At 61.0% G+C, this 24,555-nt stretch carries 20 protein-coding genes and 1 pseudogene; 10 read left to right on the forward strand and 11 right to left on the reverse strand.

The window, feature by feature from the left end:
• Nucleotides 1-43: 43 nt before the first annotated feature.
• Together QMY55_RS20105 and ffh are read right to left on the reverse strand one after the other, a co-directional pair.
• Complete coding sequence (locus QMY55_RS20105; protein ID WP_283485878.1) at nucleotides 44-625, reverse strand: C40 family peptidase; 582 nt, start codon at nucleotides 623-625, stop codon at nucleotides 44-46.
• 289 nt (nucleotides 626-914) lie between these two features.
• On the reverse strand, nucleotides 915-2,303 hold the full coding sequence (gene ffh / locus QMY55_RS20110; RefSeq protein ID WP_283485879.1) for a signal recognition particle protein: 1,389 nt from the start codon (nucleotides 2,301-2,303) through the stop codon (nucleotides 915-917).
• A 319-nt stretch (nucleotides 2,304-2,622) separates the two neighbouring features.
• Between ffh and QMY55_RS20115 the strand changes: the two genes are divergently transcribed.
• From QMY55_RS20115 to QMY55_RS20150, 8 genes and pseudogenes are all read left to right on the forward strand, one after another.
• Nucleotides 2,623-3,429, forward strand: coding sequence for a cytochrome C assembly family protein (locus tag QMY55_RS20115; RefSeq protein WP_283485880.1), 807 nt, complete (start codon nucleotides 2,623-2,625; stop codon nucleotides 3,427-3,429).
• A complete protein-coding gene (locus tag QMY55_RS20120; protein WP_283485881.1) occupies nucleotides 3,426-3,677 on the forward strand; it encodes a PP0621 family protein in 252 nt (83 codons plus the stop codon). Before QMY55_RS20115 ends, QMY55_RS20120 begins: the two co-directional genes overlap by 4 nt.
• A 3-nt stretch (nucleotides 3,678-3,680) precedes the next feature.
• Nucleotides 3,681-5,471: a sensor histidine kinase gene (locus QMY55_RS20125; protein WP_283485882.1), complete on the forward strand. Its 1,791-nt coding sequence runs from the start codon at nucleotides 3,681-3,683 to the stop codon at nucleotides 5,469-5,471.
• Between the two features lie 5 nt (nucleotides 5,472-5,476).
• Nucleotides 5,477-6,973, forward strand: a complete 1,497-nt coding sequence (locus QMY55_RS20130) for a sigma-54-dependent transcriptional regulator (RefSeq protein WP_283485883.1) — start codon at nucleotides 5,477-5,479, stop codon at nucleotides 6,971-6,973.
• On the forward strand, nucleotides 6,957-7,568 hold the full coding sequence (gene ampD, locus QMY55_RS20135; protein ID WP_283485884.1) for a 1,6-anhydro-N-acetylmuramyl-L-alanine amidase AmpD: 612 nt from the start codon (nucleotides 6,957-6,959) through the stop codon (nucleotides 7,566-7,568). The genes QMY55_RS20130 and ampD overlap by 17 nt, the downstream gene beginning before the upstream one ends.
• A 507-nt stretch (nucleotides 7,569-8,075) precedes the next feature.
• A complete protein-coding gene (locus QMY55_RS20140; protein WP_283485885.1) occupies nucleotides 8,076-10,988 on the forward strand; it encodes a ribonucleoside-diphosphate reductase subunit alpha in 2,913 nt (970 codons plus the stop codon).
• Between the two features lie 200 nt (nucleotides 10,989-11,188).
• Nucleotides 11,189-12,280: a ribonucleotide-diphosphate reductase subunit beta gene (locus QMY55_RS20145; protein WP_283485886.1), complete on the forward strand. Its 1,092-nt coding sequence runs from the start codon at nucleotides 11,189-11,191 to the stop codon at nucleotides 12,278-12,280.
• A gap of 431 nt (nucleotides 12,281-12,711) precedes the next feature.
• A pseudogene (locus tag QMY55_RS20150) lies at nucleotides 12,712-13,401 on the forward strand (hypothetical protein); the annotation flags it as partial.
• A 109-nt stretch (nucleotides 13,402-13,510) separates the two neighbouring features.
• On the opposite strand, the gene QMY55_RS20155 reads toward QMY55_RS20150, so the two are convergent.
• The 7 genes from QMY55_RS20155 to QMY55_RS20185 form a co-directional block, all read right to left on the reverse strand.
• A complete protein-coding gene (locus tag QMY55_RS20155; RefSeq protein WP_283485887.1) occupies nucleotides 13,511-14,410 on the reverse strand; it encodes a carbohydrate kinase family protein in 900 nt (299 codons plus the stop codon).
• A 25-nt stretch (nucleotides 14,411-14,435) separates the two neighbouring features.
• Nucleotides 14,436-15,677, reverse strand: a complete 1,242-nt coding sequence (locus QMY55_RS20160) for a zinc-ribbon and DUF3426 domain-containing protein (protein WP_283485888.1) — start codon at nucleotides 15,675-15,677, stop codon at nucleotides 14,436-14,438.
• 61 nt (nucleotides 15,678-15,738) lie between these two features.
• Complete coding sequence (prmA, locus tag QMY55_RS20165) at nucleotides 15,739-16,629, reverse strand: 50S ribosomal protein L11 methyltransferase (protein WP_283485889.1); 891 nt, start codon at nucleotides 16,627-16,629, stop codon at nucleotides 15,739-15,741.
• A gap of 129 nt (nucleotides 16,630-16,758) precedes the next feature.
• Nucleotides 16,759-18,117 (reverse strand): acetyl-CoA carboxylase biotin carboxylase subunit, encoded by a 1,359-nt coding sequence (gene accC / locus QMY55_RS20170; protein WP_283485890.1) that lies wholly within the window; start codon nucleotides 18,115-18,117, stop codon nucleotides 16,759-16,761.
• 124 nt (nucleotides 18,118-18,241) lie between these two features.
• Nucleotides 18,242-18,703 (reverse strand): acetyl-CoA carboxylase biotin carboxyl carrier protein, encoded by a 462-nt coding sequence (gene accB / locus QMY55_RS20175; RefSeq protein ID WP_283485891.1) that lies wholly within the window; start codon nucleotides 18,701-18,703, stop codon nucleotides 18,242-18,244.
• Nucleotides 18,704-18,850: 147 nt separating this feature from the next.
• Entirely contained in the window at nucleotides 18,851-19,405 is a 555-nt protein-coding gene (locus tag QMY55_RS20180) for a TlpA family protein disulfide reductase (protein WP_283485892.1), read from the reverse strand.
• Nucleotides 19,398-20,000, reverse strand: a complete 603-nt coding sequence (locus QMY55_RS20185; protein WP_283485893.1) for a hypothetical protein — start codon at nucleotides 19,998-20,000, stop codon at nucleotides 19,398-19,400. Before QMY55_RS20185 ends, QMY55_RS20180 begins: the two co-directional genes overlap by 8 nt.
• 284 nt (nucleotides 20,001-20,284) lie before the next feature.
• On the opposite strand from QMY55_RS20185, the gene mpl reads away from it, so the two are divergent.
• Complete coding sequence (mpl, locus tag QMY55_RS20190) at nucleotides 20,285-21,703, forward strand: UDP-N-acetylmuramate:L-alanyl-gamma-D-glutamyl-meso-diaminopimelate ligase (RefSeq protein ID WP_283485894.1); 1,419 nt, start codon at nucleotides 20,285-20,287, stop codon at nucleotides 21,701-21,703.
• A 165-nt stretch (nucleotides 21,704-21,868) separates the two neighbouring features.
• Here mpl and QMY55_RS20195 read toward each other — a convergent pair whose 3' ends face one another.
• Entirely contained in the window at nucleotides 21,869-22,186 is a 318-nt protein-coding gene (locus tag QMY55_RS20195) for a hypothetical protein (protein WP_283485895.1), read from the reverse strand.
• A gap of 378 nt (nucleotides 22,187-22,564) precedes the next feature.
• Between QMY55_RS20195 and QMY55_RS20200 the strand changes: the two genes are divergently transcribed.
• Nucleotides 22,565-22,936 (forward strand): YqcC family protein, encoded by a 372-nt coding sequence (locus tag QMY55_RS20200; RefSeq protein ID WP_283485896.1) that lies wholly within the window; start codon nucleotides 22,565-22,567, stop codon nucleotides 22,934-22,936.
• A gap of 91 nt (nucleotides 22,937-23,027) precedes the next feature.
• Here QMY55_RS20200 and QMY55_RS20205 read toward each other — a convergent pair whose 3' ends face one another.
• Entirely contained in the window at nucleotides 23,028-24,188 is a 1,161-nt protein-coding gene (locus QMY55_RS20205) for a 3-deoxy-7-phosphoheptulonate synthase (protein WP_283485897.1), read from the reverse strand.
• Between the last annotated feature and the right edge of the window lie 367 nt (nucleotides 24,189-24,555).

The raw sequence follows: 24,555 nt of genomic DNA on the forward strand, positions 1-24,555 counted from the left end.
ACAAAGGGACTGCATGCAGTCCCTTTTTCAATGTCGTTCTCGGTCAGGCAAAAATACTGCGCGCCTCGGTAAAGCGCTTGGCAAAGTACACGTTGTCCATGCGCACGCGCTGCACGGTACCGCCGCTGGAAGGTGCATGCACGAACTGCCCGTTGCCCACAAAGATGCCCATATGCGAATAGCGTCCGCCCAGGGTATTGAAAAAGACAAAGTCACCACGCAGCAGATCGCGGCCCGAAACCGGATTGCTGGACTGCGCCCACTGCGCCGTGGTGCGCGGCAGTCTGCGCTCGGTGATGCCGGCCACGGCCCACTGGATCAGGCCGCTGCAGTCAAAGCCACCTTCCGGTGAATTGCCGCCATAGGTATAGGGCGTGTTGACCACCAACATGGTGCGCGCCAGCATGCCTTCGCGCAATTCGTCGGACAGATTGAGGGGATTGACCGCCTTGGCGCCTCCCCCGCTGCTGCTGATTTGCGCAGCCTGGGTAGGCCTGGTCGATGGCCTGGTCGAGCAACCAGCCAACAGTGCCAGCAGCGAACCCGTACCCAGCAACAGCGCGGCGCGACGTCCCGCATCCCCGGGCAATGGCTCATCCATGGAAGTCCAAGCTTGTACTTTCATAGCGCGCATGTTCTCAGAAAGCAGCGCCCAGCTCCAGTCATAACCCCTGAGTGCACATAAAAAGTGAGCTGCTTGCGCACGCCAGATCATGAAAAAACGATGAAAAGCCATCGAATTTCACAACCCGTCAAGCGCAAGCAGCTCACTTTTTAGAAGCAACCCATCTCAAATCAGGCATGCCCCAACCAGGGGCGCCAAGCAAGAGCCGCCTCGCAGCGAAGGCGCCGTCCCCCTCCCGCGCAGCGAGAAAGGGGGAAGCCGCGCAGCGGCTCAGGGGGGGTGACTCCGATCAAAACGGCAGCTTGGGCATGCCGCCGCCCATCATGCCTTTCATGGCCTTCATGCCGCCCATCTTCTTCATCATCTTCATCAGACCGCCGCCCTTGAACTTCTTCATCATGGTCTGCATCTGCTCGAACTCCTTGAGCAGGCGGTTGACTTCCTGCACCTGAACACCGGCACCGTCGGCAATGCGTTTCTTGCGCGTGGCCTTGATCAGGGCGGGGTTCTTGCGCTCCTTGAACGTCATGGAGCAGATGATGCCTTCCTTGCGCTTGATCTCGCGCTCGGCCTTGTCCATGTCGACCGATCCGGCCTTGCCTGCGAGTTCGGCGGGTAGCTTGTCCATCAGCGTGGACAGGCCGCCCATCTGCTTCATCTGCTGCAGCTGGGCCAGAAAGTCGTTGAGGTCGAAGCCGTCGCCGCTCTTGAGCTTCTCGGCCATCTTCTGCGCGGCTTCCATGTCCACGCCCTTGGTGACCTGCTCGACCAGGGCCACGATGTCGCCCATGCCCAGCACGCGCTGTGCGTGGCGGTCGGCATCGAAGACTTCCAGACCGTCGATCTTTTCCGAGACACCGGCGAACTTGATGGGCGCGCCCGTGATCTGGCGCACCGACAGCGCCGCACCGCCGCGCGAGTCACCGTCGAGCTTGGTCAGCACGATGCCGGTCAGCGGCAGCGCTTCCTTGAAGGCCTTGGCGGTGTTGATCGCATCCTGACCCTGCATGGCATCGACCACGAACAGGGTTTCGACAGGCTTGATGGTCGCGTGCAAGTCCTTGATCTCGGCCATCAGCAACTCGTCGATGGCCAGGCGGCCGGCCGTATCGACCAGCAGCACGTCGAAGAAATGCCTTTTCGCATAGTCCAGCGCAGCCACGGCGATGTCGTGCGGCTTCTGGTCCGGCGTGGACGGGAACCACTCGGCGCCGGCCTGGGCCGTCACGGTCTTGAGCTGCTCAATGGCCGCAGGGCGGTACACGTCGCCCGAGACCGTGAGCACCTTCTTCTTGCGCTTCTCGATCAGATGCTTGGCCAGCTTGGCCGTGGTCGTGGTTTTGCCGGCGCCTTGCAGGCCGGCCATCAAAATGACGGCGGGCGGTTGGGCATTGAGGTTGATGTCTGCCACGCCTTCGCCCATGGTCGCCGCCAACTCCTTGTTGACGATGGACACCAGCACCTGGCCGGGCTGCAGTGAGCTGACGACTTCCTGGCCCAGCGCTTTTTCCTTGACGCGGGCAATGAAGTCGCGCACCACGGGCAGGGCCACGTCAGCCTCGAGCAAGGCCATGCGCACTTCGCGCAGCATGTCCTGGACATTGGATTCGGTGATGCGGGCCTGGCCGCGCATCTCCTTGACGAGGCGCGAGAGTTTATCGGTCAGTGCGGAGGCCATAAGCAAAAAGCATTCGAAAGAGGTGGACAGACAGAGGGCCTTGCCGCCGAAAATACCGGCAAGCCGCCCGCTGCAAGAAGCCGCAAGGCTGGTGATCACCCATTTTACCCGCTCCCCCCTGCCAGGCGCCTGGCTGGTGTCATGCCTTGCGCGCCAAGCAAGCGTGAGTGTTCGCTCATGCCGGCTATCCAGATGGCGTGGCAGGCACCGAGGCAACTGGCCATGGGTGCCTGGTCATCAGCGCATTCAGGCCGTCATCCATCTGCAGGATTGACACAACAAAAGGCGAGTGACGGCCGGCGGCACTATCATTGAAAGCATGCTCTCCCACCCGCTTACCGCAGCCAGCCCCATCAGCTGGATTCTGGCCATCGCGGCAGCCATTGCCTATGCCCTGCCCGCTCTTGCAACGCAACGTCTGCAGGAAAAAGGCGCACGCCGCTGCCTGGGCCTTGCCTGGGCCTTGCATGCACTGACACTGGGCTGGGGCCTTCTGGGCGGGCTTTCACGCTTTGGCTTTGCCCCGGCACTGTCCATCACCGCCTGGCTGGTGCTGACGGTCTATGTGGTCGAGCAGCAGCTTTATCCACAACTGCGCTCGCGCTGGCCGCTGTCCATCATGGGCAGCGTGGCCGTGCTGCTGGCCGTGATCTTTCCCGGCACGCCCCTGCATGTCAACGCATCGGCCTGGCTGCCACTGCACTTGGCCTTGGGCATTGCGTCCTACGGACTGTTTGCCGCGGCCGTGGTTCATGCAGCGCTGATGGGCCATGCCGAGCGCCAGATGCGCCTGGGGGCCGACCATGATGGCGGCTTGCCACTGCTGACACTGGAGCGATTGACGTTCCGCTTCGTGGGCGCGGGCTTTTTGCTGCTCACGGCCACACTGGCTGCAGGCTGGCTGTTCGGTGAACAGCTCTACGGTCGCAGCTGGGTGTGGAACCACAAGTCCGTGTTCTCTCTGCTGTCCTGGATCACGTTTGCCGTGCTGCTGTTTGGCCGCAAGCGCTTTGGCTGGCGTGGCCAGAGCGCGGTACGCGTGCTCTACATAGGGGCTGCTTTGCTGCTGCTGGCGTATGTGGGGTCGCGCTTTGTCGTGGAAGTCCTGCTGGGGCGCACGGCATGAAGTATTTGCTGGTAATGCTGGTCGTGGCGATTGCCATAGGCATCTGGCGCAAAAAGCGCCGTGTGCATGGCTCTTCCACCACCTCCACCAACCCTTCCACCGCACTCAGCAAGCCGCAATCCATGGTGGAGTGCACATACTGCGGCCTGCACCTGCCCCAAACAGATACAGTGGCCGATGCCCAGGGCCGGCTCTACTGCAGCGCGGAGCATCGCCATCTGGCCGCCCAAGACCCCAACAGCCGTTGACACATGGCAGAGCCCTCCTCCGACTGGCAACACACGCTGATTCCGCTGGAATCGGCCATCAACCGTCAGGCAGACGCCAATCTGAAAGCGCCGTTTGTCCGTCTCTGGCAGGCTTTTCTGAGCGGGCGCGTGCTGTTGGCAGTCGCCCTGCTGCTGCTGCAGACCCTACATCTGCAGTTGCAGAAAATCAGCTCTCCCCTGGTCTGGCTGGTCTGCATCACTTATCTGGCACTGACGCTGATCATGCGCCTGATGGCGGGACGCCACCTTCCCGCGCCAAGCGCAGGCATGCAATGGCTTCCCGTCATCGGCGTGGACATTGTCGTGATCTTTCTGCTGCAGCTTTTGCAGGCGGGCTCGCTGAACTACACGGCCTTGCTGGCCATTCCGATTCTGATTTCCTCCGCCCTGGGCGGACTGATGCTGGCCTTTGGCACGACGGCTGCCGTGACGCTGTTGATGCTGGGCTATACCTTCTGGCAGCAGTCCCACGGTTTCAGCGACACCGCTCAGGCCTACTATCAGACGGCGTTTTCCTGCGCTGGCTATTTCTGCGTGGCCTATCTCACACACGAGCTGGCCAAGCGGGTGCGACGCGAGCGTGCGGCAGCGCTCTACAACCAGGTACGCACCAAGACCCAGGAGCAGGTCAACACCCTGGTCATCAACCACCTCTCGGATGGTGTGCTGGTGGTGGATTCCAGCCTGCAGGTCGTGCAAGCCAACCCCGCAGCACTGCGCTTGCTGGGCTTGCCGGAGCTGCATGCGCAGAACTTCTCTCTGCAGACACAGCCGTGGTGGCAGCCGCTGACCGAGGTTGTTCAAACCACTTTCTCCCATGCGCGCCCCCTGTCTGTCACCGTTCATCTGCAAGCCAATGAACAGGGCACCACCACGGGCCTGGATGTACGCGCCCGGGTGACCGAGGTCGAGACCTCTTACCTGAACAGCCCCCCCGGCCCATCGGTCAGCCATTCACTGTGCGTGATGTTTCTGCACGATCTGCGCGAGATGGAAGCCCAGATGCGCACCGAAAAACTGGCCTCCATGGGGCGCATGTCGGCCGCCGTGGCCCATGAAATCCGCAACCCTCTGGCGGCCATCACCCAGGCCAATGCGCTGCTGGCCGAAGACCTGAGCAGCCAACCCACCCAGCAGCAGCTGTGCCGCATCGTGGGCCAGAACGCAGACAGACTGGCCCGCATTGCCGAGGAGATTCTCAACATTGCCCGCGTGCAACAGGGTAGCGACACAAGCCCCGCGCAAGCACTGGCTCTGGACACCCAGCTGGCCCTCAGCAGCCAGGAGTGGCAAAGCCAGACTTCGCCACATCGCCAACTGTTGCTGCAGCTCAATGCTCCTGCCCGCCATATCGTCTTTGACGAGGAACACCTGCGCCGCGTGCTCATCAACTTGCTGGACAATGCCCAGCGGCACCGCAGCAATGCCAGCCATCCGGCCAGCCTGCAACTGGTCAGCGGCCATGGCTGCGATGAGCTGCAGACCCAATATGCACCGCTGCAGGACAGCAGCTGGTTCATGGTCTGGAGCGATGGCGCGCCGCTGGAGCCCAGCGTGCAACGCCATCTGTTCGAGCCGTTTTTTTCATCGCAAAGTCGCTCCAGCGGCCTGGGCCTGTATATCTGCCGTGAACTGTGCCAGCGCTACGGCGCCAGCATCAGCTATCAGCGCCTGAGCCGCAACGGAGTCGCTGGCAATGCATTCATCGTCAGCCTGCGCAGCGGCCCGGCCGAACCCACCAACCGCCCTCTGTTTGATTCGATCATGGTGTAAGCCTCGTGAATTCCTTGCCCACACCCCCTACCTCCGCCAGCATCCTGGTCGTGGACGACGAGCCCGATCTGCGCACGCTCTATGAGCTGACCCTGCTGCGCGAGGGTTATCGCGTGGAAACGGCAGGCTCGGTACAGGACGCGGCGCAGTTGCTGCTGAGCAGGCGCTTTGACGTGATGATCAGCGATATGCGCCTGCCCGATGGCACCGGTATGGAGCTGCTGCTGCAGCTGCGCGAGCAGGCCCGGCCCGAACGCTGCATCGTCATGACCGCCTACGGTTCTGCCGAGAACGCGGTCGATGCTCTGCGTGCCGGGGCTTTTGATTACCTGACCAAGCCTGTGGATCTGCGACAGTTCCGCCAGGTGGTCGCTTCCGCCATTCAGGGTATAGGCGCCGTTCCCACACCCGGTGTCGCACCTAGCATGGCAGTGGATGCCGCAAACAGCCGCCCCTTGCAGGGCGATGCGGCCTTGAAGGCTCTGGTCGGCGAATCCCCTGCCATGCAAGGCGTCAAGCAGCGCATTGCCAAGGTTGCCAAGGGCATGGCACCTGTGCTGGTCCACGGCGAATCGGGTACAGGCAAGGAACTGGTAGCCCGTGCGCTGCACGCCTGCAGCCAGCGCGCCGATGGGCCTCTGGTTGCCGTCAACTGCGGCGCCATTCCCGAGAACCTGCTCGAAGCCGAATTCTTCGGTGCACGCAAGGGCTCGTACACCGGCGCCACTCAGGACAGGCCCGGCTATTTCCAGGCCGCCCAGGGCGGCACCTTGTTTCTGGACGAGATCGGTGATCTGCCGCTGGCCATGCAGGCCAAGCTGCTGCGCGCGATTCAGGAACGCAAGATCCGCTCCCTGGGCAGCACGCAGGAGGAGGCCGTCGATGTGCGCATCGTCAGTGCCACCCACCGCGACCTGGCTGCGCAGGTTCAGGCCGGACAGTTCCGCCAGGACCTGTTCTATCGCCTCAATGTGATCGAGATCGCCCTGCCGGCCCTGCGCGAGCGTCGCGGCGACCTGCCCGACCTCTGCCGCGCGCTGCTGGCCAAGCTGGCCCATGAATCAGGCCTGCACACCCCCGAGCTCGACGAAACCAGCCTGGCCCAGATTGCCCAGCTGGAGCTGCCGGGCAATGTGCGCGAGCTGGAAAACGTGCTGCATCGCGCCATTGCCTTGGGTGACGAAGGGCCGCTGCGCCTGCCGCCGTCCATGGAGTCGTGCGAGGCAACACTCTCCAACCAGCCCTCGTCATCCACGCTTGCGCCAAAACCACCGCAAGCCGCAACGGCCGACACACCAGCCGAGCTGCCCCAGGACCTGCAGGCCTGGCTCGATGAAAAAGAGCGCAACATTCTGGTGCAGGCCCTGCAAGACAACGGCTTCAACCGCACCGCCACCGCCACCCGCCTGGGCATAAGCCTGCGCCAGATTCGCTACCGCATTGAACGCCTAGGCATCGACCTGCCCTCGGAAGGAAACAAGCACCATGGCGACAATGCCTGAGCCATCCGGCAGCCAGACGGCATGGCAAGCCGGTTGGTGGCAACCCGCGCAGCAGTTGCCCTCGCCCAATTTCGGCCTACGCCCGCAAGGCGCGGTCATCGATCTGGTGGTCATCCACTCCATCAGCCTGCCCCCGGGCCAATACGGCACAGGCGCCGTTCAGCAGCTGTTCACCAATCAACTGGACTGGGATGCCCATCCCTACTACCAGGGCATTCGCGGCCTGGAAGTTTCCTCACATTTTTTCATCACGCGCCAGGGCGAGATCTGGCAGTTCGTCAGCTGCGACGATCGCGCCTGGCATGCGGGCGTGAGCCAGTGGCGGGGACGCGATCGCTGCAACGATGACTCCATCGGCATCGAGCTGGAAGGCCTGGAGGGACTGCGCTTTGAAGCGCCGCAATACCAGGCCCTGCAACGGCTCTGCGAAGCCATAGCCGCCGAGTACCCGGTGCACTACATTGCCGGGCACGAGCACATTGCCCCAGGACGCAAGCAGGACCCCGGCCCCGGCTTTGACTGGCCCAGGCTGCAGCAGCAACTGGGCGGTGCCCCAGGCACCCGGACCTGGGAACTTCCTGCGCCTGCGGTCTGAAGTTTTCATAGCGTCTTCCGCAACTCAACCAGCGGCCCCAACGCCAATACTTGCTACAGCCGGCTGCAGACTGGCGCCCCAAGCTCACATTTTGAGAGCATCATGACCGCCACTTCATAACCCAAGCCCCGCGCCCGCATGTCAATGCGCACCTGCAACAACTGTCGCCTGCATCAAACACGCAAATTTTTTACATATTTCCCGTGCGGAATCAGCTGCTTCGCAACCCCGCCACAAGCCTTTATTCATGCGGGATGAGGTCATTTCCGAAGCTGTCAAGCGGCTGCAGAAATGTCCGTTTCAGTAGTTTCATCAGGTCGGCCAGATTGAAGAGCGATACACTACCGGTAGTGTTTTAGAGCGCCTCAGACCCCACATATAGTGTTTACAAGTTGTGCACACCCTGTGCAAACTGTGTGCAAACCCGGCGCCGAATCGTTTGTTTGCTGGCCTGCTTAGCGTGCAGGCCTTTGTCTGCCTATCCACCATTTGAACCAGAGGAAACTTATGCAAGAAGCGTTGAACCCACTGTCTTCTGCCGCGCCCGACAGCGCAGCCAATTCTTCCTCCCAGTCCGACAGCTACCAGGTCATCCGCCGCAGCGGTGACGTGGTTTCCTTCGCCCCCCAGAAAATCGCCGTGGCCCTGACCAAGGCATTTCTGGCTGTGCGCGGCGCACAGGGTGCAGCCTCCGCCAGCGTGCGCGATACCGTCAACGAATTGACCGAAGGCGTGGTTCGCGCTCTGCAGCGCTCGCGCCCCAACGGCGGTACCTTCCACATCGAGGACATCCAGGACCAGGTCGAGCTGGGCCTGATGCGCGGCGGCCACCAGGACGTGGCCCGTGCCTATGTGCTGTACCGCGAGGCCCGCAACCAGGAGCGTGCCGAGCAGAAAAAGGCCGCCGTGGCCGCTGCCGCAGCAGCCGCTGCCAAGCCCGCCCTGCAGGTGACCGATAACGGCCAGCGCGTGCCCCTGGATCAGGAACGCCTGCAGTCGCTGATAGCATCGGCCTGCCGCAATCTGAATGCCGACATCCAGTCCGCGCCCATCGTGACCGAGACGCTGCGCAATCTGTATGACGGCGTGCCTATCGAAGAAGTGTTCAAGGCTTCCATCCTGGCGGCCCGCACGCTGATCGAAAAAGATCCCGACTACACCTATGTCACGGCCCGTCTGCTGCTGCACACCATCGTGCGCGAAGTCATGGGCCGCGATGTGGCACCTGCCGAAATGCAGGCCGCCTATGCCAACTACTTCCCCGGCTTCATCCAGAAGGGCGTGGACAACGAGCTGCTCAACCCCGAGCTGCTGAACTACGACCTGCCCCGTCTGGCCAAGGCCCTGAAGGCCGACCGCGACCAGCAGTTCGACTACCTGGGTCTGCAGACCCTGTACGACCGCTACTTCCTCCATGTGCGCAAGACGCGCATCGAACTGCCCCAGTCCTTCTTCATGCGCGTGGCCATGGGCCTGGCGCTGCAGGAGCAGGACCGCAATGCCCGCGCCATCGAGTTCTACGAGCTGCTGTCTTCGTTCGACTTCATGTCGTCCACCCCCACGCTGTTCAACAGCGGCACGCTGCGTTCGCAGCTGTCTTCCTGCTACCTGACCACCGTGCCCGACGACCTGGACGGCATCTACGAATCCATCAAGGAAAACGCGCTGCTGTCCAAGTTTGCTGGCGGCCTGGGCAACGACTGGACCCGTGTGCGCGCCCTGGGCTCGCGCATCAAGGGCACGAACGGCGAATCGCAAGGCGTGGTTCCCTTCCTCAAGGTGGTCAACGACACGGCCGTGGCCGTGAACCAGGGCGGCAAGCGCAAGGGCGCGGTCTGCACCTACCTGGAATCCTGGCACCTGGACATCGAGGAATTCCTCGAGCTGCGCAAGAACACCGGCGACGATCGCCGCCGCACCCACGACATGAACACGGCGAACTGGATTCCCGACCTGTTCATGAAGCGCGTGATGGAAAAGGGTGACTGGACGCTGTTCTCACCCGCCGACACTCCCGACCTGCACGATCTGTACGGCGAAGCCTTCGAAAAGGCCTACACCGCCTACGAAGCCAAGGCCGACAAGGGCGAGCTCAAGCTGTTCAAGCGCGTGCCTGCCGTGGATCTGTGGCGCAAGATGCTCTCGATGCTGTTCGAGACCGGCCATCCCTGGATCACCTTCAAGGATCCTTGCAACATCCGTTCGCCCCAGCAGCATGTGGGCGTGGTGCACTCGTCCAATCTGTGCACCGAAATCACGCTGAACACCAGCGACACCGAAACCGCGGTCTGCAACCTGGGCTCGGTCAATCTGTCGCGCCACATCAAGGACGGCCAGATCGACCACGACAAGCTGCGCAAGACCGTGAACACGGCCATGCGCATGCTGGACAACGTGATCGACATCAACTACTACGCCGTGCAAAAGGCCAAGGACTCCAATCTGCGCCACCGCCCCGTGGGCATGGGCCTGATGGGCTTCCAGGACGCGCTCTATGAAATGCGCACGGCCTACGCCAGCCAGGGCGCCGTGGAATTCGCCGACGAATCCATGGAAGCCATCTGCTACTACGCCTACTGGGCTTCGACCGAGCTGGCCAAGGAGCGCGGCACCTACTCCACCTTCAAGGGCTCGCTGTGGGATCAGGGCATCCTGCCCCCCGACACCCTGAAGCTGCTGGAAAAGGCCCGCGGCGGTTATGTGGAAGTGGACCGCTCCGCCAAGCTGGACTGGGATGCCCTGCGCGCCAAGATCGCCAAGGACGGCATGCGCAACAGCAACTGCGTGGCCATTGCGCCCACCGCCACCATCTCCAACATCGTGGGCGTGGATGCCTCGATCGAACCTTCGTTCGGCAACCTGTCCGTGAAGTCCAATCTGTCGGGCGAATTCACCGTCATCAACCAGTACCTGGTGCGCGACCTGAAGCGCCTGGGCCTGTGGGACGACGTGATGGTCATGGATCTCAAGCATTTCGACGGCTCGCTGCGTGCCATCGACCGCGTGCCGCAAGAGATCAAGAATCTTTACGCCACGGCGTTCGAAGTCGCGCCCGAATGGCTGGTGGAAGCCGCCTCGCGCCGCCAGAAGTGGATCGACCAGGCCCAGAGCCTGAACATCTACATGGCCGGTGCCTCGGGCAAGAAGCTGCACGACACCTATATGCTGGCCTGGCTGCGCGGTCTGAAGACCACCTACTACCTGCGCACCACCAGCGCCACCAATATCGAGAAGTCCACCGTGCAAAGCCGTGTGCTGAACGCCGTGTCCTCCGGTGCTCCTGCCGCTTCGGTAGCCCCTGCGGCCAAGCCTGCAGTGAGCGCACTGGAAGCCGCTGCCGCCGCTGCCCGTGCCCAGGCACCCGCCACGGACATCAAGTTCTGCGCGATCGACGATCCTGGTTGCGAGGCTTGCCAATAATTGGCAAACACCCCCTGAGGCGCTTTGCGCCTTCCCCCTCTCTCTACGGGAGGGGGACGACATCCTCGCTGCGGGGCGGCCCTTGCTCGATGTCTCTCGCGTGGGCCACGCCAGTTTTCACTGGCATTGACTAAATAGATAAATCAGAAGGCTGGATGTTGATTTCAATGCACCCAGCTTTTCCCTTAAAGGAATAACTCATGCTGAGCTTTGACGACGACACTTTTGCGCCTTCCGCCCCCAGCAGCGAAGCCGCTGCGTCCACCAGCACGCACAAGCGCGTGAATGCTGCCGACAAGCGCATCATCAACGCCAAGACCGACGTGAACCAGCTGGTTCCGTTCAAGTACAAGTGGGCCTGGGAAAAGTATCTGGCCACCTGCGCCAACCACTGGATGCCGCAGGAAGTGAACATGACGCGCGACATCGCGCTGTGGAAGGACCCCAACGGTCTGACCGAAGACGAGCGCCGCATCGTCAAGCGCAATCTCGGCTTCTTCGTGACGGCCGACTCCCTGGCCGCCAACAACATCGTGCTGGGCACCTACCGCCACATCACAGCGCCCGAGTGCCGCCAGTTCCTGCTGCGCCAGGCATTTGAAGAAGCCATCCACACCCATGCCTACCAGTACATCGTGGAATCGCTGGGCCTGGACGAATCAGAAATCTTCAACGCCTATAACGAAGTCCAATCCATCCGCGACAAGGACGAGTTCCTGATCCCCTTCATCGAAGCGATCATGGACCCCAACTTCAAGACCGGCACGCACGAAACCGACCAGACTCTGCTCAAGTCGCTGATCGTCTTTGCCTGCCTGATGGAAGGTCTGTTCTTCTACGTGGGCTTCACGCAGATCCTGGCCCTGGGCCGCCAGAACAAGATGACGGGCGCTGCCGAGCAGTACCAGTACATCCTGCGCGACGAGTCCATGCACTGCAACTTCGGCATCGACCTGATCAACCAGCTCAAGCTCGAAAATCCCGGTTTGTGGACTGCCGAGTTCAAGCAGGAAATCACCGCTCTGTTCCAGAAGGCCGTGGAGCTGGAATACCGCTATGCCGAAGACACCATGCCACGCGGCGTGCTGGGCATGAACGCATCGATGTTCAAGGGTTATCTGCGCTACATCGCCAACCGCCGCGCCACACAGATCGGTCTGGAAGAGCTTTTCCCCGGTGAAGAAAATCCCTTCCCCTGGATGAGCGAAATGATCGATTTGAAGAAAGAACGTAACTTCTTTGAGACACGAGTGATCGAGTATCAGACCGGAGGCGCACTTTCTTGGGATTAATTGCTTCTAAGCAGGCACAATGCGAGTCATGACTTGCTTCACTTCATTGCTACAAAAAACGAGATTTGGCGTGAAGCAAATTTGTGTTCCTAGCGATGCGTAACTCCACATCGCTTTGAATCGTCCGGCACTGCAAAGAGCCGGACGTCTTATGCAAATCAACGAAGGAGAAAATGATGGCAACTGCGAAGAAGACGGCCGCCAAGGCCACAACCGAGAAAAAAACACCTGCCAAGAAGGCGGCCGCGCCCAAGGCTGAAGCTGTGAAGAAGGCAGCGACAACCAAGACCGCAAGCTCCAAGGCAGCTGCGCCAGCAAAGGCCGCTGCTCCCAAGAAGGCTGCAACTGCTGCCAAGGCCGCTCCCGCCAAGAAGGCTGCAACGGCTGCCAAGGCCGCTCCTGCCAAGAAGGCTGCAACGGCTGCCAAGGCCGCTCCCGCCAAGAAGGCTGCAACTGCTGCCAAGGCCGCTCCCGCCAAGAAGGCTGCAACTGCTGCCAAGGCCGCTCCTGCCAAGAAGGCTGCAACTGCTGCCAAGGCTGCGCCCGCCAAGAAGGCTGCAACTGCTGCCAAGGCTGCTCCCGCCAAGAAGGCTGCAACGGCTGCCAAGGCCGCTCCTGCCAAGAAGGCTGCAACGGCTGCCAAGGCCGCTCCTGCCAAGAAGGCTGCAACGGCTGCCAAGGCCGCTCCCGCCAAGAAGGCTGCAACAACTGCTGCCAAGGCCGCTCCCGCCAAGAAGGCTGCAACGGCTGCCAAGGCCGCCCCCGCCAAGAAGGCTGCAACGGCTGCCAAGGCCGCCCCCGCCAAGAAGGCTGCAACGGCTGCCAAGGCCGCTCCCGCCAAGAAGGCTGCAACTGCTGCCAAGGCCGCTCCTGCCAAGAAGGCTGCAACTGCTGCCAAGGCCGCTCCTGCCAAGAAGGCTGCAACTGCTGCCAAGGCCGCTCCTGCCAAGAAGGCTGCAACTGCTGCCAAGGCCGCTCCTGCAAAAGCTGCAACCAAGAAGGCTGCCAGCAAGAAGGCCGCAGCTCCTGCACCAGCCGCTGTTGAAGCTGCCGCACCTGTCGCTCAGACTCGCCTGGCACCTCAGGCTGCATGGCCCTTCCCTACTGGCAACAAGCCCTGAGCGATCTACTGATCAACTCGCCATAAAAAAAGCCCGATCTCTCTACCGAGAGATCGGGCTTTTTTCTGCTGGCCCCCGGTTCAAGGCCCGGGATGCAAGCGGATTCTCATCAAGGCTGGAAGTCCAGCTGATAGTTCTGCGGGCCACGGTGGGCAATCTTCAGCGCACCCATGCGGTTACCCAGCTCGGCGCAGCGCACCAGATCCCAGCCACGCTCCAGGCCAAACAAAAAGGCTCCGCGCCAGGCGTCGCCACAGCCTGTGGGGTCCACCACCGCAGCAGGCTTGACGGATGCAACCAGGCTCTTCTTGCCTTGCTCCCAGACTTCGCAGCCCTCAGCGCCCAATGTGACTATGAGACCTTTGACCTGATGCGAAATCTGCTCGAAGCTCAGGCCCGTGCGCTCGCTCAGCATCTTGCCTTCATAGTCGTTCACCGCAACCCAGTCCGCCTGTTCGATAAAGGCCTTCAGTTCGTCGCCATTGAACATGGGCAGCCCCTGGCCCGGATCGAAGACAAACGGAATACCCGCAGCCTTGAACTGAGCCGCATGCTCGATCATGGCCTGGCGACCATCGGGAGCCACGATGCCGACCTTGATCTCGGCAGCCATCTCGGCCGTGATCCGGTTTTCGTGTGCCTGCATCATTGCGCCAGGGTGGAAGGCCGTGATCTGGTTGTTGTCACGGTCCGTCATGATCATGCATTGCGCCGTGTGCGTGCTCTGCAGCTGGCCCACATGGCGTGTCTCGATGCCCAGATCCTTGAAGCGCTGCACATAGTCGGCGCCATCGCTGCCCACCATGGCCATGGGCTGGGCATCGCCGCCCAGCAGCCTCAGGCTGTAGGCGATGTTGCCGGCGCAGCCGCCGAAGTCGCGGCGCAGCGTGGGCACCAGAAATGACACGTTGAGGATATGCAGCTGGTCAGGCAGGATCTGGTCCGCAAAACGACCTTCAAAGGTCATGATGTTGTCAAACGCCAGCGATCCGCAGATCAAAGCAGCCATGGTGTTGTTCTCTTTCTATGAGGAATTAAGGGTAGAAGACCAGTGCTCGGTAACCGGCCACAGATGCAGACAAGTCCTGCACCCGCACTGGCACATTCACACTCCACTCCTGACGGGGCTGCAGCTGCTCCGGAGCACCCAGAGACTTGAGGTCCACAACGCGCCGCAGCAAGGGCTTGTCCTGTGCATCCGTGAGCGTCAGCTCGGCCACGGGTGTGGCCACCGGCGTATCGGAGCGATTTTCCAGCGTCAGGCTCCACTGATATTGATGAGCATCCGCCAGTTGCTTGAAGCCCGAGCCACTGATCACCACATCGCCAATCTCGCGCCTGGCATGCAACTCGCAACCAGCAGCCTGGCAGGCTTTGGCCAGCACCGGGGCCAAAGCGGGATACTCTGCCGCCAGCGCATCGCGCTGCTGCCACGCATACTGCGCAGCCATGCCGCCAGCGGCCAGCACACTGCCCAGCACCAGAGCCACACGCATGCCGCGGGAATGCCAAAAGGCCTGGCGTCGGGCCTGGCGTACAAAATCAGGCTCATCCAGAGCTGCGGTGGAGCTTGCGGCTGCAGCTTCATCATCGGCTGGCTGTGCGGCATCGACCTCGCGCCGCACCTGATCCACATCGGGTGACGGCAGTACGGAAACCGCCTGCGCATGAGCATCGACATCCGGTGGGTCGGCCTGCTCCGGCACAGACTCCGGCGCTGTCTCGATTGAAGCTTCAACGGACTTGCCTGCCGCGTCCGGCGCCTGCTCAGCCTGCGCGAGCACAGAGGCCTCTGTGCTTTCAACCGCCTCCAGCACAGCCTCAGGCTCGTCCAGCAAAGGCCTGGCATGGTCGATAAACGATGACTCGGGCGGCTCCGGCTCCAGTCCTGCAGCCACTGGCGCAACCTCGGGCTCAGGCTCGGCTTGCAGGTCTGCAGGAACCGACTGCACCACAGCGCCAGCCTCGTCGGCGGGTACAGAGGAATTCAAGTCGAAACGGCTTTCAGCCCTTTCCTGACTTGCGCCATCAGCTTCCAAAGAAGGAGCATCCGGTTCCTCGGGCTGCACCTGTGCCGAGGACTTCGATGCTTCGGCGGCCTGGGCCTGCTCCACGGCCGACTGCAGCACCTCGTCCGGTACGGACTGCAAATCCTCGGAGGCATCGAACACGCTCTGGCACATCCCGCAGCGCACCCAGCCTTGCGAAATACGCAATTGGTCGGCAACCACTTTGAAGCGGGTTCCACAAGAGGGGCAACGGGTGACTTGGCTCATCGGTTTGCAATTGTAGGCAGCAACCACCGGCTCACCTGGCGGAGCACGGATGGTGTCGCAATCAGGCGGCTCGCTGGGCTGTCATCAGGATCCAGCCATCTTCGCTGTCGGCAACTTCCAGCTTGACATAGGGCGCATAAGCTTCTTTGAGCTCGTCCGCCTGACGCTCCAGAATACCGGCCAGCACCAGATGGCCGCCAGCCTGTACACGGCCGCACAGCAACGGCGCCAGCACCTTGAGCGGCGTCGCCAGAATATTGGCCAGCACGGTCTGGTACTCACCACCGGCTGCCTCGGGCAGGCCAGCCTTGACTTCCACATGGTTGGCGCTGGTGTTGTAGTTGGTGGACTCCACCGCTGCGGGGTCGATATCCACGGCATCAATGTCGGAGGCACCGAACTTGGCAGCACCAATGGCCAAGATGCCCGAGCCACAGCCATAGTCCAGCGTACGACCCAGCGAGCCCTTGGGCTGACGCGCAATCCAGCGCAGGCACATGCGGGTGGTGGGGTGAGTGCCCGTGCCAAAGGCCAGACCGGGATCCAGACGGATGCTGACCTTGGCCTGCTCTGGCAGTTCATGCCAGGTGGGCACGATCCAGAACTCGGGTGTGATCTCCACGGGCTCGAACTGCGATTGCGTCAGACGCACCCAGTCCTGCTCGGGCACAGGCTTGACGGCCAAAATCTTGCAGCCTTCAAAGAAGTCCTGCGGCAGCAGCAGATCGCGCGCTTCGGTGGCGGCTGCTTCATCGGGATACAGGGCAATCACGCGGCTGCGATTCCAGCCTTCCTTGGGCGCAGGCATGCCAGGCTCGCCAAACAGCGCCTGCTCGGCATCAGTCTGTGCGTCGGCATCTTCCACGGACACGCTCAGCGCATCGAGGGCATCGAGCGCATCGCTAATCGTCTCGACCCGGTCCTCCGGGCACAACAGGCTCAGCTCGTACATGGCCAATCCTTTCCTGGGCCTGCCGCTACGCACGGGTGCGCTGCTGCAGGCCGTTTATTCCTGAAAAACGAAAATGCTGGCCTCCGTTGCCAGAGGCCAGCATGAGAAGTCAAAGCGGCAAATGCCAGCTCATCGCTTGGTGGGATTGCGGCGTGTCAGCCACTCTTCCAGATAGTGGATATTGGTGCCGCCTTCGAGGAACTTCGCATCCACCATCAGATCCTGGTGCAGCGGAATATTCGTGCTGATGCCTTCCACCACGGTCTCCAGCAAGGCGGTGCGCATGCGGGCAATCGCCTGCTCGCGGGTGTCGCCATACGTGATGACCTTGCCAATCATCGAGTCATAGTTGGGCGGCACAAAGTAATTGTTGTACACATGCGAGTCCACGCGCACACCGGGGCCACCTGGGGCATGCCACATGGTGATGCGGCCAGGCGAGGGCGTGAACTTGTAGGGGTCTTCAGCGTTCACACGGCATTCAATGGCATGGCCCTTGAACTCGATCTGACGCTGGGTGAACGGCAGCTTTTCGCCGGCGGCCACCATGATCTGGGTGCGCACGATGTCCACACCGGTGATCAACTCGGAGATCGGGTGTTCCACCTGCACGCGGGTGTTCATCTCGATGAAGTAGAACTCGCCGTTCTCGTAGAGGAACTCGAAGGTACCCGCACCGCGATAACCGATCTTCTTGCAAGCGGCCACGCAGCGGTCACCGATGCGCTCGATCAGCTTACGTGGAATGCCGGGAGCCGGCGCTTCCTCAATCACCTTCTGGTGGCGACGCTGCATGGAGCAGTCGCGCTCGCCCAGGTAGACGGCATTCTTGAAGGTATCGGCAATCACCTGAATTTCCACGTGACGTGGGTTCTGCAGGTACTTTTCCATGTACACGGCAGGATTGCCAAACGCGGCAGCCGCCTCGGCCTTGGTCATCTGCACGGCATTGATCAGCGCGGCTTCGGTATGCACCACGCGCATGCCGCGGCCACCGCCACCGCCAGAGGCCTTGATGATCACAGGATAGCCAATGGTCTTGGCAATGCGCTTGATCAGCGCAGGATCGTCGGGCAACTCGCCGTCCGAGCCCGGCACGCAGGGCACGCCGGCCTTGATCATGGCCTGCTTGGCAGACACCTTGTCGCCCATGATGCGGATGTTTTCGGGAGTCGGGCCAATGAAGGTGAACCCGCTCTTTTCCACGCGTTCGGCAAAGTCGGCGTTCTCCGCCAGGAAGCCGTAACCGGGGTGAATGGCTTCCGCATCCGTCACCTCGGCGGCCGAGATGATGGCCGGCATGTTCAGGTAGGACAGCGGAGATGGAGCCGGGCCGATACACACGGCTTCGTCGGCCAGCTTGACGTACTTGGCATCGCGGTCGGCTTCGGAATACACCATCACCGCCTTGATACCCAGCTCACGGCAAGCGCGCTGGATGCGCAGGGCGATCTCGCCCCGATTGGCAACCAAAATTTTCTTAAACATGAAGTTCCTCGCAGCTTGGTGCCCGCGCCTCAGCGCAGGCCACTGCCAATGACCCAGTCGCGCAGCCAGTGGCTTGCGCACCTCGGCGCTGCAATGCCAGCCGCATGCAACGCCTCATGATCTATCACTCGATCACGAACAGAGGCTGGCCGTATTCCACAGCCTGGCCGTTTTCGCCCAGAACGCGAACAATGGTGCCGCTCTTGTCGGCTTCGATCTCGTTGAGAATCTTCATGGCTTCAACGATGCAGATGGTGTCGCCTTCCTTGACCTGGCTGCCCACATCGACAAAAGGCTTGGCGCCTGGGCTGGAAGCACGGTAGAAAGTGCCGACCATGGGCGACTTGACCACATGACCTTCGACAGCAGCAGCAGCCGGTGCAGCAGCGGGGGCTGCGGTCACAGGAGCGGCAGCTACGGGTGCAGCCATCACAGGGGCTGCCTGCACGGGAGCAGCGACGAACTGCTGCACCACACCTTCGCTCTTGACGATACGGACCTTGCCCTCTGCTTCGGTGATCTCCAGTTCCGACACATTCGATTCGGACACGAGATCAATAAGGGTCTTGAGTTTTCGCAAATCCATGGGAGCTCCAGCGACGTAATTCTAAACAGGGCGCGAATTTACCTCAAATTCGCCCTTCTGCGTGCATTGGCGCATATTTTTCAGTAACGTCACCATGGAATTCAGTTACCTACACTTTTCTGACGACAACAGCAAGGCTCATTCGCTCTACTTGCTCCAATTCGCCAGATCTTCACTGGAAAGCTCGCCTATTTTACGCTGCCGTACCTGCCCCTTGGCATCGAAAAGCACCGAAAAAGGCAGTCCCCCTTGAAGGTTACCCAGAGCCCGTGATAGGCCTAATCCCCCTTGCATCGCCAGGGCAACTGGAAATTGCACAGGTTGACGCTGCAAAAAGCGCAGCACCGCCTCCGGCTTGTCCACCGCCAGCCCCACGACCTGAATACCGCCCGCGCCCTGCTTGGCAGCGAATTCGCTGAGCATGGGCAGCTCCTTGACACAAGGTGGGCACCAGGTAGCCCAGAAGTTGACCAATAAAGGCTTGCCCTTGAGGTCCGCCATGCCAAAAGACTGACCATCGGGGGTCGTGAATACCTGACTCCAGAGCTGCGCCTCGGCACTGGGGCCCATGGCCTGGGGCTGACTGCGCCACCAGGCGACACCAGCACCCGCCGCCGCCGCTGCGGCCGCCACAGCCCCGGTCAGCCACAGCCGGCGCGAGCCGCCTTGCGGCTTGGCATCAGTGCTTGGTACCTCAGTCATCGCTTTCCTCCTCCAGCAGTTTGCGCAGCGCCTTGGCATCGCCACGCGGACTGCGCCCGCCGGAGTCCGGCTTCATCGCTCCACGCATATCGTCACGGTCATAAATCATCAGATGCACGCCCACGGTTTCACCGAGTGGTTGGCACAGCGCATGAATGGATAGCGCCTCTACAGGCTTGCCCTGAAAGCCCGTCACCGTGCTGGGTTCGTACTGCACATGGTTGTTGATCAGCGCAATCTCGGCAGACTTTGGATCATCGCAAAACAGTTGCAGATATATATCTGACAAACGTGTAGCGGTACCGCGCCAGACCGCTCCCGCCAGATATGGGCGGAACTCCTGCAGCCTGTCCATCCATACCAATGCCAGCTCGCGCAAGGCATGCAGCTCCTGTGGCTGGGTGTCGCCACAGAACAACTCTATATATTCACGGATCGCCGCTTCCAGCTGGTCGTTGTCTGGCAAGGCTGTGCGAGCGGGCAGGCCCAGCTGCCTCACGGCACGCTGCTTGGCGGGGCCCCATTCCAGACCCTCCTCCACCACCATGCGGGCCGCCGTCTGGGCAATTTCAGCAGTCACATCATCCAAACTCATAGCGCACTTCCATTGGGCCGGCGCAGTATGCGCCATGGGCCGAGCAGCCATTGTGACTCAGATGGCTGCAGGTCTTTTTCCCATTCCGCACAGGTCAGGCAGGCAGTCTGCATTTTTCATAGCTGCTACCGTAGAAAGAGTCTCATCCTTCAATTCATAACATCTTGGAAAACATGACAAACAAGCGCATGCAGCTATCAATTTGATAAGAAAGGTTACTGCCAGCGCCATACCAGCCCACAGCTTGCTTCCAGGTCATGCCCGCAACCGTAGAATCCCCGACCATGCACATACATATTCTGGGCATTTGCGGCACCTTCATGGGAGGTCTGGCCGCCTTGGCACGTGAAGCCGGCCACAAAGTCACCGGTTGCGATGCGGGCGTTTACCCGCCGATGAGCGATCAGCTGCGTCAACTGGGCATAGAGCTGATCGAGGGCTACGGCGCCGACCAGATCGCCCTGCAGCCCGATATGTATGTGATCGGCAATGTGGTCAGTCGCAAGCGCCTTCCCGACGGCTCGCCCAAGTTTCCGCTGATGGAAGCGATTCTGGATACAGGCGCGGCCTACACCAGCGGCCCGCAATGGCTGGCCGAGCATGTCTTGCGCGGCCGCCATGTGCTGGCCGTGGCTGGCACGCATGGCAAGACAACCACCACCTCCATGCTGACCTGGGTACTGGAATGCGCAGGCCTGCAGCCTGGCTTTCTGGTCGGCGGCGTACCGCTGGACTTTGGCGTCTCGGCCCGCCTCGGTGCGGCCAGGCGCCCCGCCCGCGGCCCCGGCCCTGTGGGCGATGAACCGGTGTTTGTGATCGAAGCCGATGAATACGACACGGCCTTCTTCGACAAGCGCAGCAAGTTCGTGCACTACCGCCCCCGCACGGCCGTGCTCAACAATCTCGAATTCGATCACGCCGACATCTTTGATGATCTGGCAGCCATCGAGCGCCAGTTCCACCACCTGATCCGCACTGTGCCTTCGACCGGCCGTGTTGTCACCAATGGCCTGGAAGAAAGCCTGACCCGCGTGCTGAGCCAAGGCTGCTGGAGCGAAGTGCGCAATTTCGGCTCTGCCGTCAGCGACTTCAGCGCCGAAGGCGACCCCAGCGACTTTGCAGTGCTGCACCATGGCAAAAAAGTTGGCCAGCTGACCTGGTCGCTGACCGGCGTGCACAACCAGCTCAATGCCCTGGCGGCCATTGCGGCAGCCGATCACCTGGGCGTGAGTGCCGAAGTGGCCTGCGAAGCCCTGTCGCGCTTTCAGAACGTCAAGCGCCGCATGGAACTGCGCGGCACGGTGAACGGCATCGAGGTCTATGACGACTTTGCCCACCACCCCACGGCCATCCGCACCACGCTGGACGGCCTGCGCCGCAAACTGGGCCCCGATGCCCGCATCCTCGCCGTCTTCGAGCCCCGCAGCAACACCATGAAGCTGGGCACCATGAAGAGTCAACTGCCCTGGTCGCTTGAAAATGCCGACCTGGTTTTCTGTCACACCGCAGGTCTGGACTGGGATGCCGCCGAAGCACTGGAGTCCATGGGCGTAGGCCCCGGCCAGCGCGCCCAGGTAGCAGGCGACATCGCCACGCTGATCGAGCAGATTACCGCCGTGGCCCGCCCCGGCGACCATATCGTCTGCATGAGCAACGGCGGCTTTGGCGGCATACACGCCAAGCTGCTGCAAGCGCTGAAATAAGCCCCGATAAAAGCAAATGCCCGCTCTACGCGGGCATTTTTCATTAGCGATCTTCAAAACTGGCATGCTTCCACATGGGGACAGCAAGCAAGAGCCGTCTCGCAGCGAGGCTGTCGCCCCCTCCGCGAAGCAGAGAGGGGGAAGCCGCGCAGTGGCTCAGGGGTGTCAATAACTAATCGACATCGCCGGCACATCCACCCGGATCAATGGTTTGGACAACACGGCCTGGGCGGCTACAGCATAGGTGTTGCGCCAGTCTTCGTTGTCAAACAGCTCGGGACGGTTGCGAGCTTCACGCGCTACCACAACCAATTTGTCGGCCAGCAACACCTTGCCTGTGGCGCGCAAAGGTTCACAGTCCAAAGAGACAAACTGCTGATCCAGCCAGCGGCGGCCTTCGTCCGAGCTCACAGGTGTCAGCGCCTGGGTATCCACCCGGTATTCATGATCACCATCCAGAATCACAATTACTTCACTACGCATAGATCTCCTCTCACTTCCTGACACATCTGGCGCCAGTCATTGTCATGACCACAGCTTAATGGCGGCCGCATGGACTGAAGACGCCGCAAGCTGACTGCATGCACACTGCCTTGATCGCAATACAGGGCATGATCGACTCACTAGACATCACAGCAGTTACATAAGAATAGTCAATCAGAGAGCATGAATTCCTCAATATTCATAGCATCCATCACATGATTGATAACAATATATGGGCGCTCTCATGTATTTCAAGTGCTGTTGAAGAGAAGTAACTCCCTCGTTATCGAGACAAGGCCACGGACTTGAAATCCGTACGAGAGGGCTTACATACTTGGCAACATATTTGTGCCAAGCACAGCCTCGGAGCCCATCACCATGACCACCCCAAACATCCACAACGAACTGCGCGAGCAACTGCAGCAACTGCAGGCTGAGCTGCAGCTGCAAAAGCTGTGGTCATCCGTGGCGCCTGACCCCAAGGCGCTGGAGTCCACCGTCCCTTTCATGTATGACACGCTCAAGATCCATGAATGGCTGCAGTGGGTCTATATCCCGCGCCTGCATGCGCTGATCGATGCCGATGGCGTTCTGCCACATCAAAGCCATGTCTTCCCCCTGGCCGAGCATGAGTGGGAAAAGCGCACCGACTTTGACAAACAGCATCTGCTGCGCCTCATCAACCGCATCGATGCCACACTCAACGGCTGCGCAATGACACCAGACCTGCCGCAAGAATCCCAGGGCTGACCCTCTTCTGCAGAAGGCATACCCAATAGAAACAGGCCACGGAGCAAATCGCTCAGTGGCCTGTTTTTATTCATACGACTCGCTTCTCGCTTCAGGCAGCGACTGCCGCTTCCTTCTTGCTGACCGCTGCCGCCTCACGGCGTTGCAGCACGGCTTGTGACAGCTCTTCCAGCGTGGACAGAGAGTCGTCCCAGCCCAGGCATGCGTCGGTAATGCTCTGACCATAGGTCAGATTGCAGACCTCATCCTTGCCCGGGGTGAACTTCTGGGCGCCGCCGACCAGATGGCCTTCGATCATCACGCCGAACACGCTGCTCGAGCCACCAGCAATCTGGCCGGCGATATCGCGCGCAACATCCTTCTGGCGTTCATGCTGCTTGTTGCTGTTGGCATGGCTGCAGTCCACCATCAGCGAAGGCGTCAGACCCGCAGCCTCCAGGTCTCTGCAGGCGGCTGCCACATGCTCGGCGTCATAGTTGGGGGTCTTGCCGCCGCGCAGAATCACGTGGCAGTCCTGATTGCCGCCCGTGTGCACGATGGCGACCTGGCCGTTCTTGTGCACCGACAGGAAGTGGTGACCGCGGCTGGCCGACTGAATCGCATCGGTGGCAATGCGGATATTGCCGTCCGTGCCGTTCTTGAAACCTATCGGCGCCGAGATGCCCGAAGCCAGCTCGCGGTGCACCTGGCTTTCGGTGGTGCGGGCACCGATCGCGCCCCAGCTGATCAGGTCGCCAATGTACTGGGGCGAGATCACGTCCAGGAATTCGCTGGCCGCAGGCACACCCAGGCGGTTGATGTCGATCAGCAGTTGGCGCGCGATGCGCAGGCCTTCGTCAATGCGGTAGCTCTGATCCAGGTAGGGATCGTTGATCAGCCCCTTCCAGCCCACGGTGGTACGGGGCTTTTCGAAGTAGACACGCATCACCACTTCCAGCGTGTCCTTGTACTGCTCGCGCACCACGGCCAGTCGGCGTGCGTAGTCCAGAGCCGCAGCGGGATCGTGAATCGAGCAAGGGCCGACGATGACCAGCAGACGGTCATCCTGCGCACGCATGATGTTGTGGATGCTGCGGCGGGTATCGCCGATCAGAGTCTCGACGGCCGTACCGCGAATCGGGAAGAAGCGAATGAGGTGCTCTGGAGGGGGTAACACTGTGATGTCCTTGATACGTGCGTCGTCGGTCTGGCCTGTCTTGGGAGAACCGGTGCGATACCAGGAATCGGTAGAGGAAGTGTTCAGAGCAGTCATGGCAATCTTTCGTGAGGTGTTTGATCGTTGAAAACCGGGGGTGCTGAAACGTAGGGTGAAAAAAAACCGCCGGGCTTTGCAGCTTCGGCGGTTCTTTGGGAGGTGTTTGCAGGGTGCGCGCTCTTACCTCTCAGCCGCCGGGGGCGAGAACCAAAAGTAAAAGAAATAGGCGCGTTGCGTTTGCATGTCTTTCAATGTAGCACAGCTCTTTTGCATTGCAACATCCGCCACCCGCGCCACTGTCCTGTCAAAAATTGCTTCCTCCTCTGAAATAGTGCATTTTTCAAAATTTCTTACATTGCAGTATTTTTGTGTTTTTTCTTATTTTTTAGAATTTTATTGAAATCAATTCTTTAAATACAAGAAT

The sequence above is a fragment of the Comamonas resistens genome, assembly GCF_030064165.1.
Classification (GTDB): domain Bacteria; phylum Pseudomonadota; class Gammaproteobacteria; order Burkholderiales; family Burkholderiaceae_C; genus Comamonas; species Comamonas resistens.

What these genes read in the sequence shown, in the direction of transcription:
- ampD (WP_283485884.1), top strand. Translation starts at nt 6,957, where the DNA reads ATGGCGACAATGCCTGAGCCATCCGGCAGCCAGACGGCATGGCAAGCC.
- QMY55_RS20160 (WP_283485888.1), bottom strand. Translation starts at nt 15,677, where the DNA reads ATGAGCCAAGTCACCCGTTGCCCCTCTTGTGGAACCCGCTTCAAAGTG.
- QMY55_RS20115 (WP_283485880.1), top strand. Translation starts at nt 2,623, where the DNA reads ATGCTCTCCCACCCGCTTACCGCAGCCAGCCCCATCAGCTGGATTCTG.
- accC (WP_283485890.1), bottom strand. Translation starts at nt 18,117, where the DNA reads ATGTTTAAGAAAATTTTGGTTGCCAATCGGGGCGAGATCGCCCTGCGC.
- QMY55_RS20185 (WP_283485893.1), bottom strand. Translation starts at nt 20,000, where the DNA reads ATGAGTTTGGATGATGTGACTGCTGAAATTGCCCAGACGGCGGCCCGC.
- QMY55_RS20180 (WP_283485892.1), bottom strand. Translation starts at nt 19,405, where the DNA reads ATGACTGAGGTACCAAGCACTGATGCCAAGCCGCAAGGCGGCTCGCGC.
- QMY55_RS20140 (WP_283485885.1), top strand. Translation starts at nt 8,076, where the DNA reads ATGCAAGAAGCGTTGAACCCACTGTCTTCTGCCGCGCCCGACAGCGCA.
- mpl (WP_283485894.1), top strand. Translation starts at nt 20,285, where the DNA reads ATGCACATACATATTCTGGGCATTTGCGGCACCTTCATGGGAGGTCTG.
- prmA (WP_283485889.1), bottom strand. Translation starts at nt 16,629, where the DNA reads ATGTACGAGCTGAGCCTGTTGTGCCCGGAGGACCGGGTCGAGACGATT.
- QMY55_RS20125 (WP_283485882.1), top strand. Translation starts at nt 3,681, where the DNA reads ATGGCAGAGCCCTCCTCCGACTGGCAACACACGCTGATTCCGCTGGAA.
- QMY55_RS20155 (WP_283485887.1), bottom strand. Translation starts at nt 14,410, where the DNA reads ATGGCTGCTTTGATCTGCGGATCGCTGGCGTTTGACAACATCATGACC.
- QMY55_RS20145 (WP_283485886.1), top strand. Translation starts at nt 11,189, where the DNA reads ATGCTGAGCTTTGACGACGACACTTTTGCGCCTTCCGCCCCCAGCAGC.
- QMY55_RS20105 (WP_283485878.1), bottom strand. Translation starts at nt 625, where the DNA reads ATGAAAGTACAAGCTTGGACTTCCATGGATGAGCCATTGCCCGGGGAT.
- ffh (WP_283485879.1), bottom strand. Translation starts at nt 2,303, where the DNA reads ATGGCCTCCGCACTGACCGATAAACTCTCGCGCCTCGTCAAGGAGATG.
- QMY55_RS20120 (WP_283485881.1), top strand. Translation starts at nt 3,426, where the DNA reads ATGAAGTATTTGCTGGTAATGCTGGTCGTGGCGATTGCCATAGGCATC.
- QMY55_RS20205 (WP_283485897.1), bottom strand. Translation starts at nt 24,188, where the DNA reads ATGACTGCTCTGAACACTTCCTCTACCGATTCCTGGTATCGCACCGGT.
- QMY55_RS20200 (WP_283485896.1), top strand. Translation starts at nt 22,565, where the DNA reads ATGACCACCCCAAACATCCACAACGAACTGCGCGAGCAACTGCAGCAA.
- accB (WP_283485891.1), bottom strand. Translation starts at nt 18,703, where the DNA reads ATGGATTTGCGAAAACTCAAGACCCTTATTGATCTCGTGTCCGAATCG.
- QMY55_RS20195 (WP_283485895.1), bottom strand. Translation starts at nt 22,186, where the DNA reads ATGCGTAGTGAAGTAATTGTGATTCTGGATGGTGATCATGAATACCGG.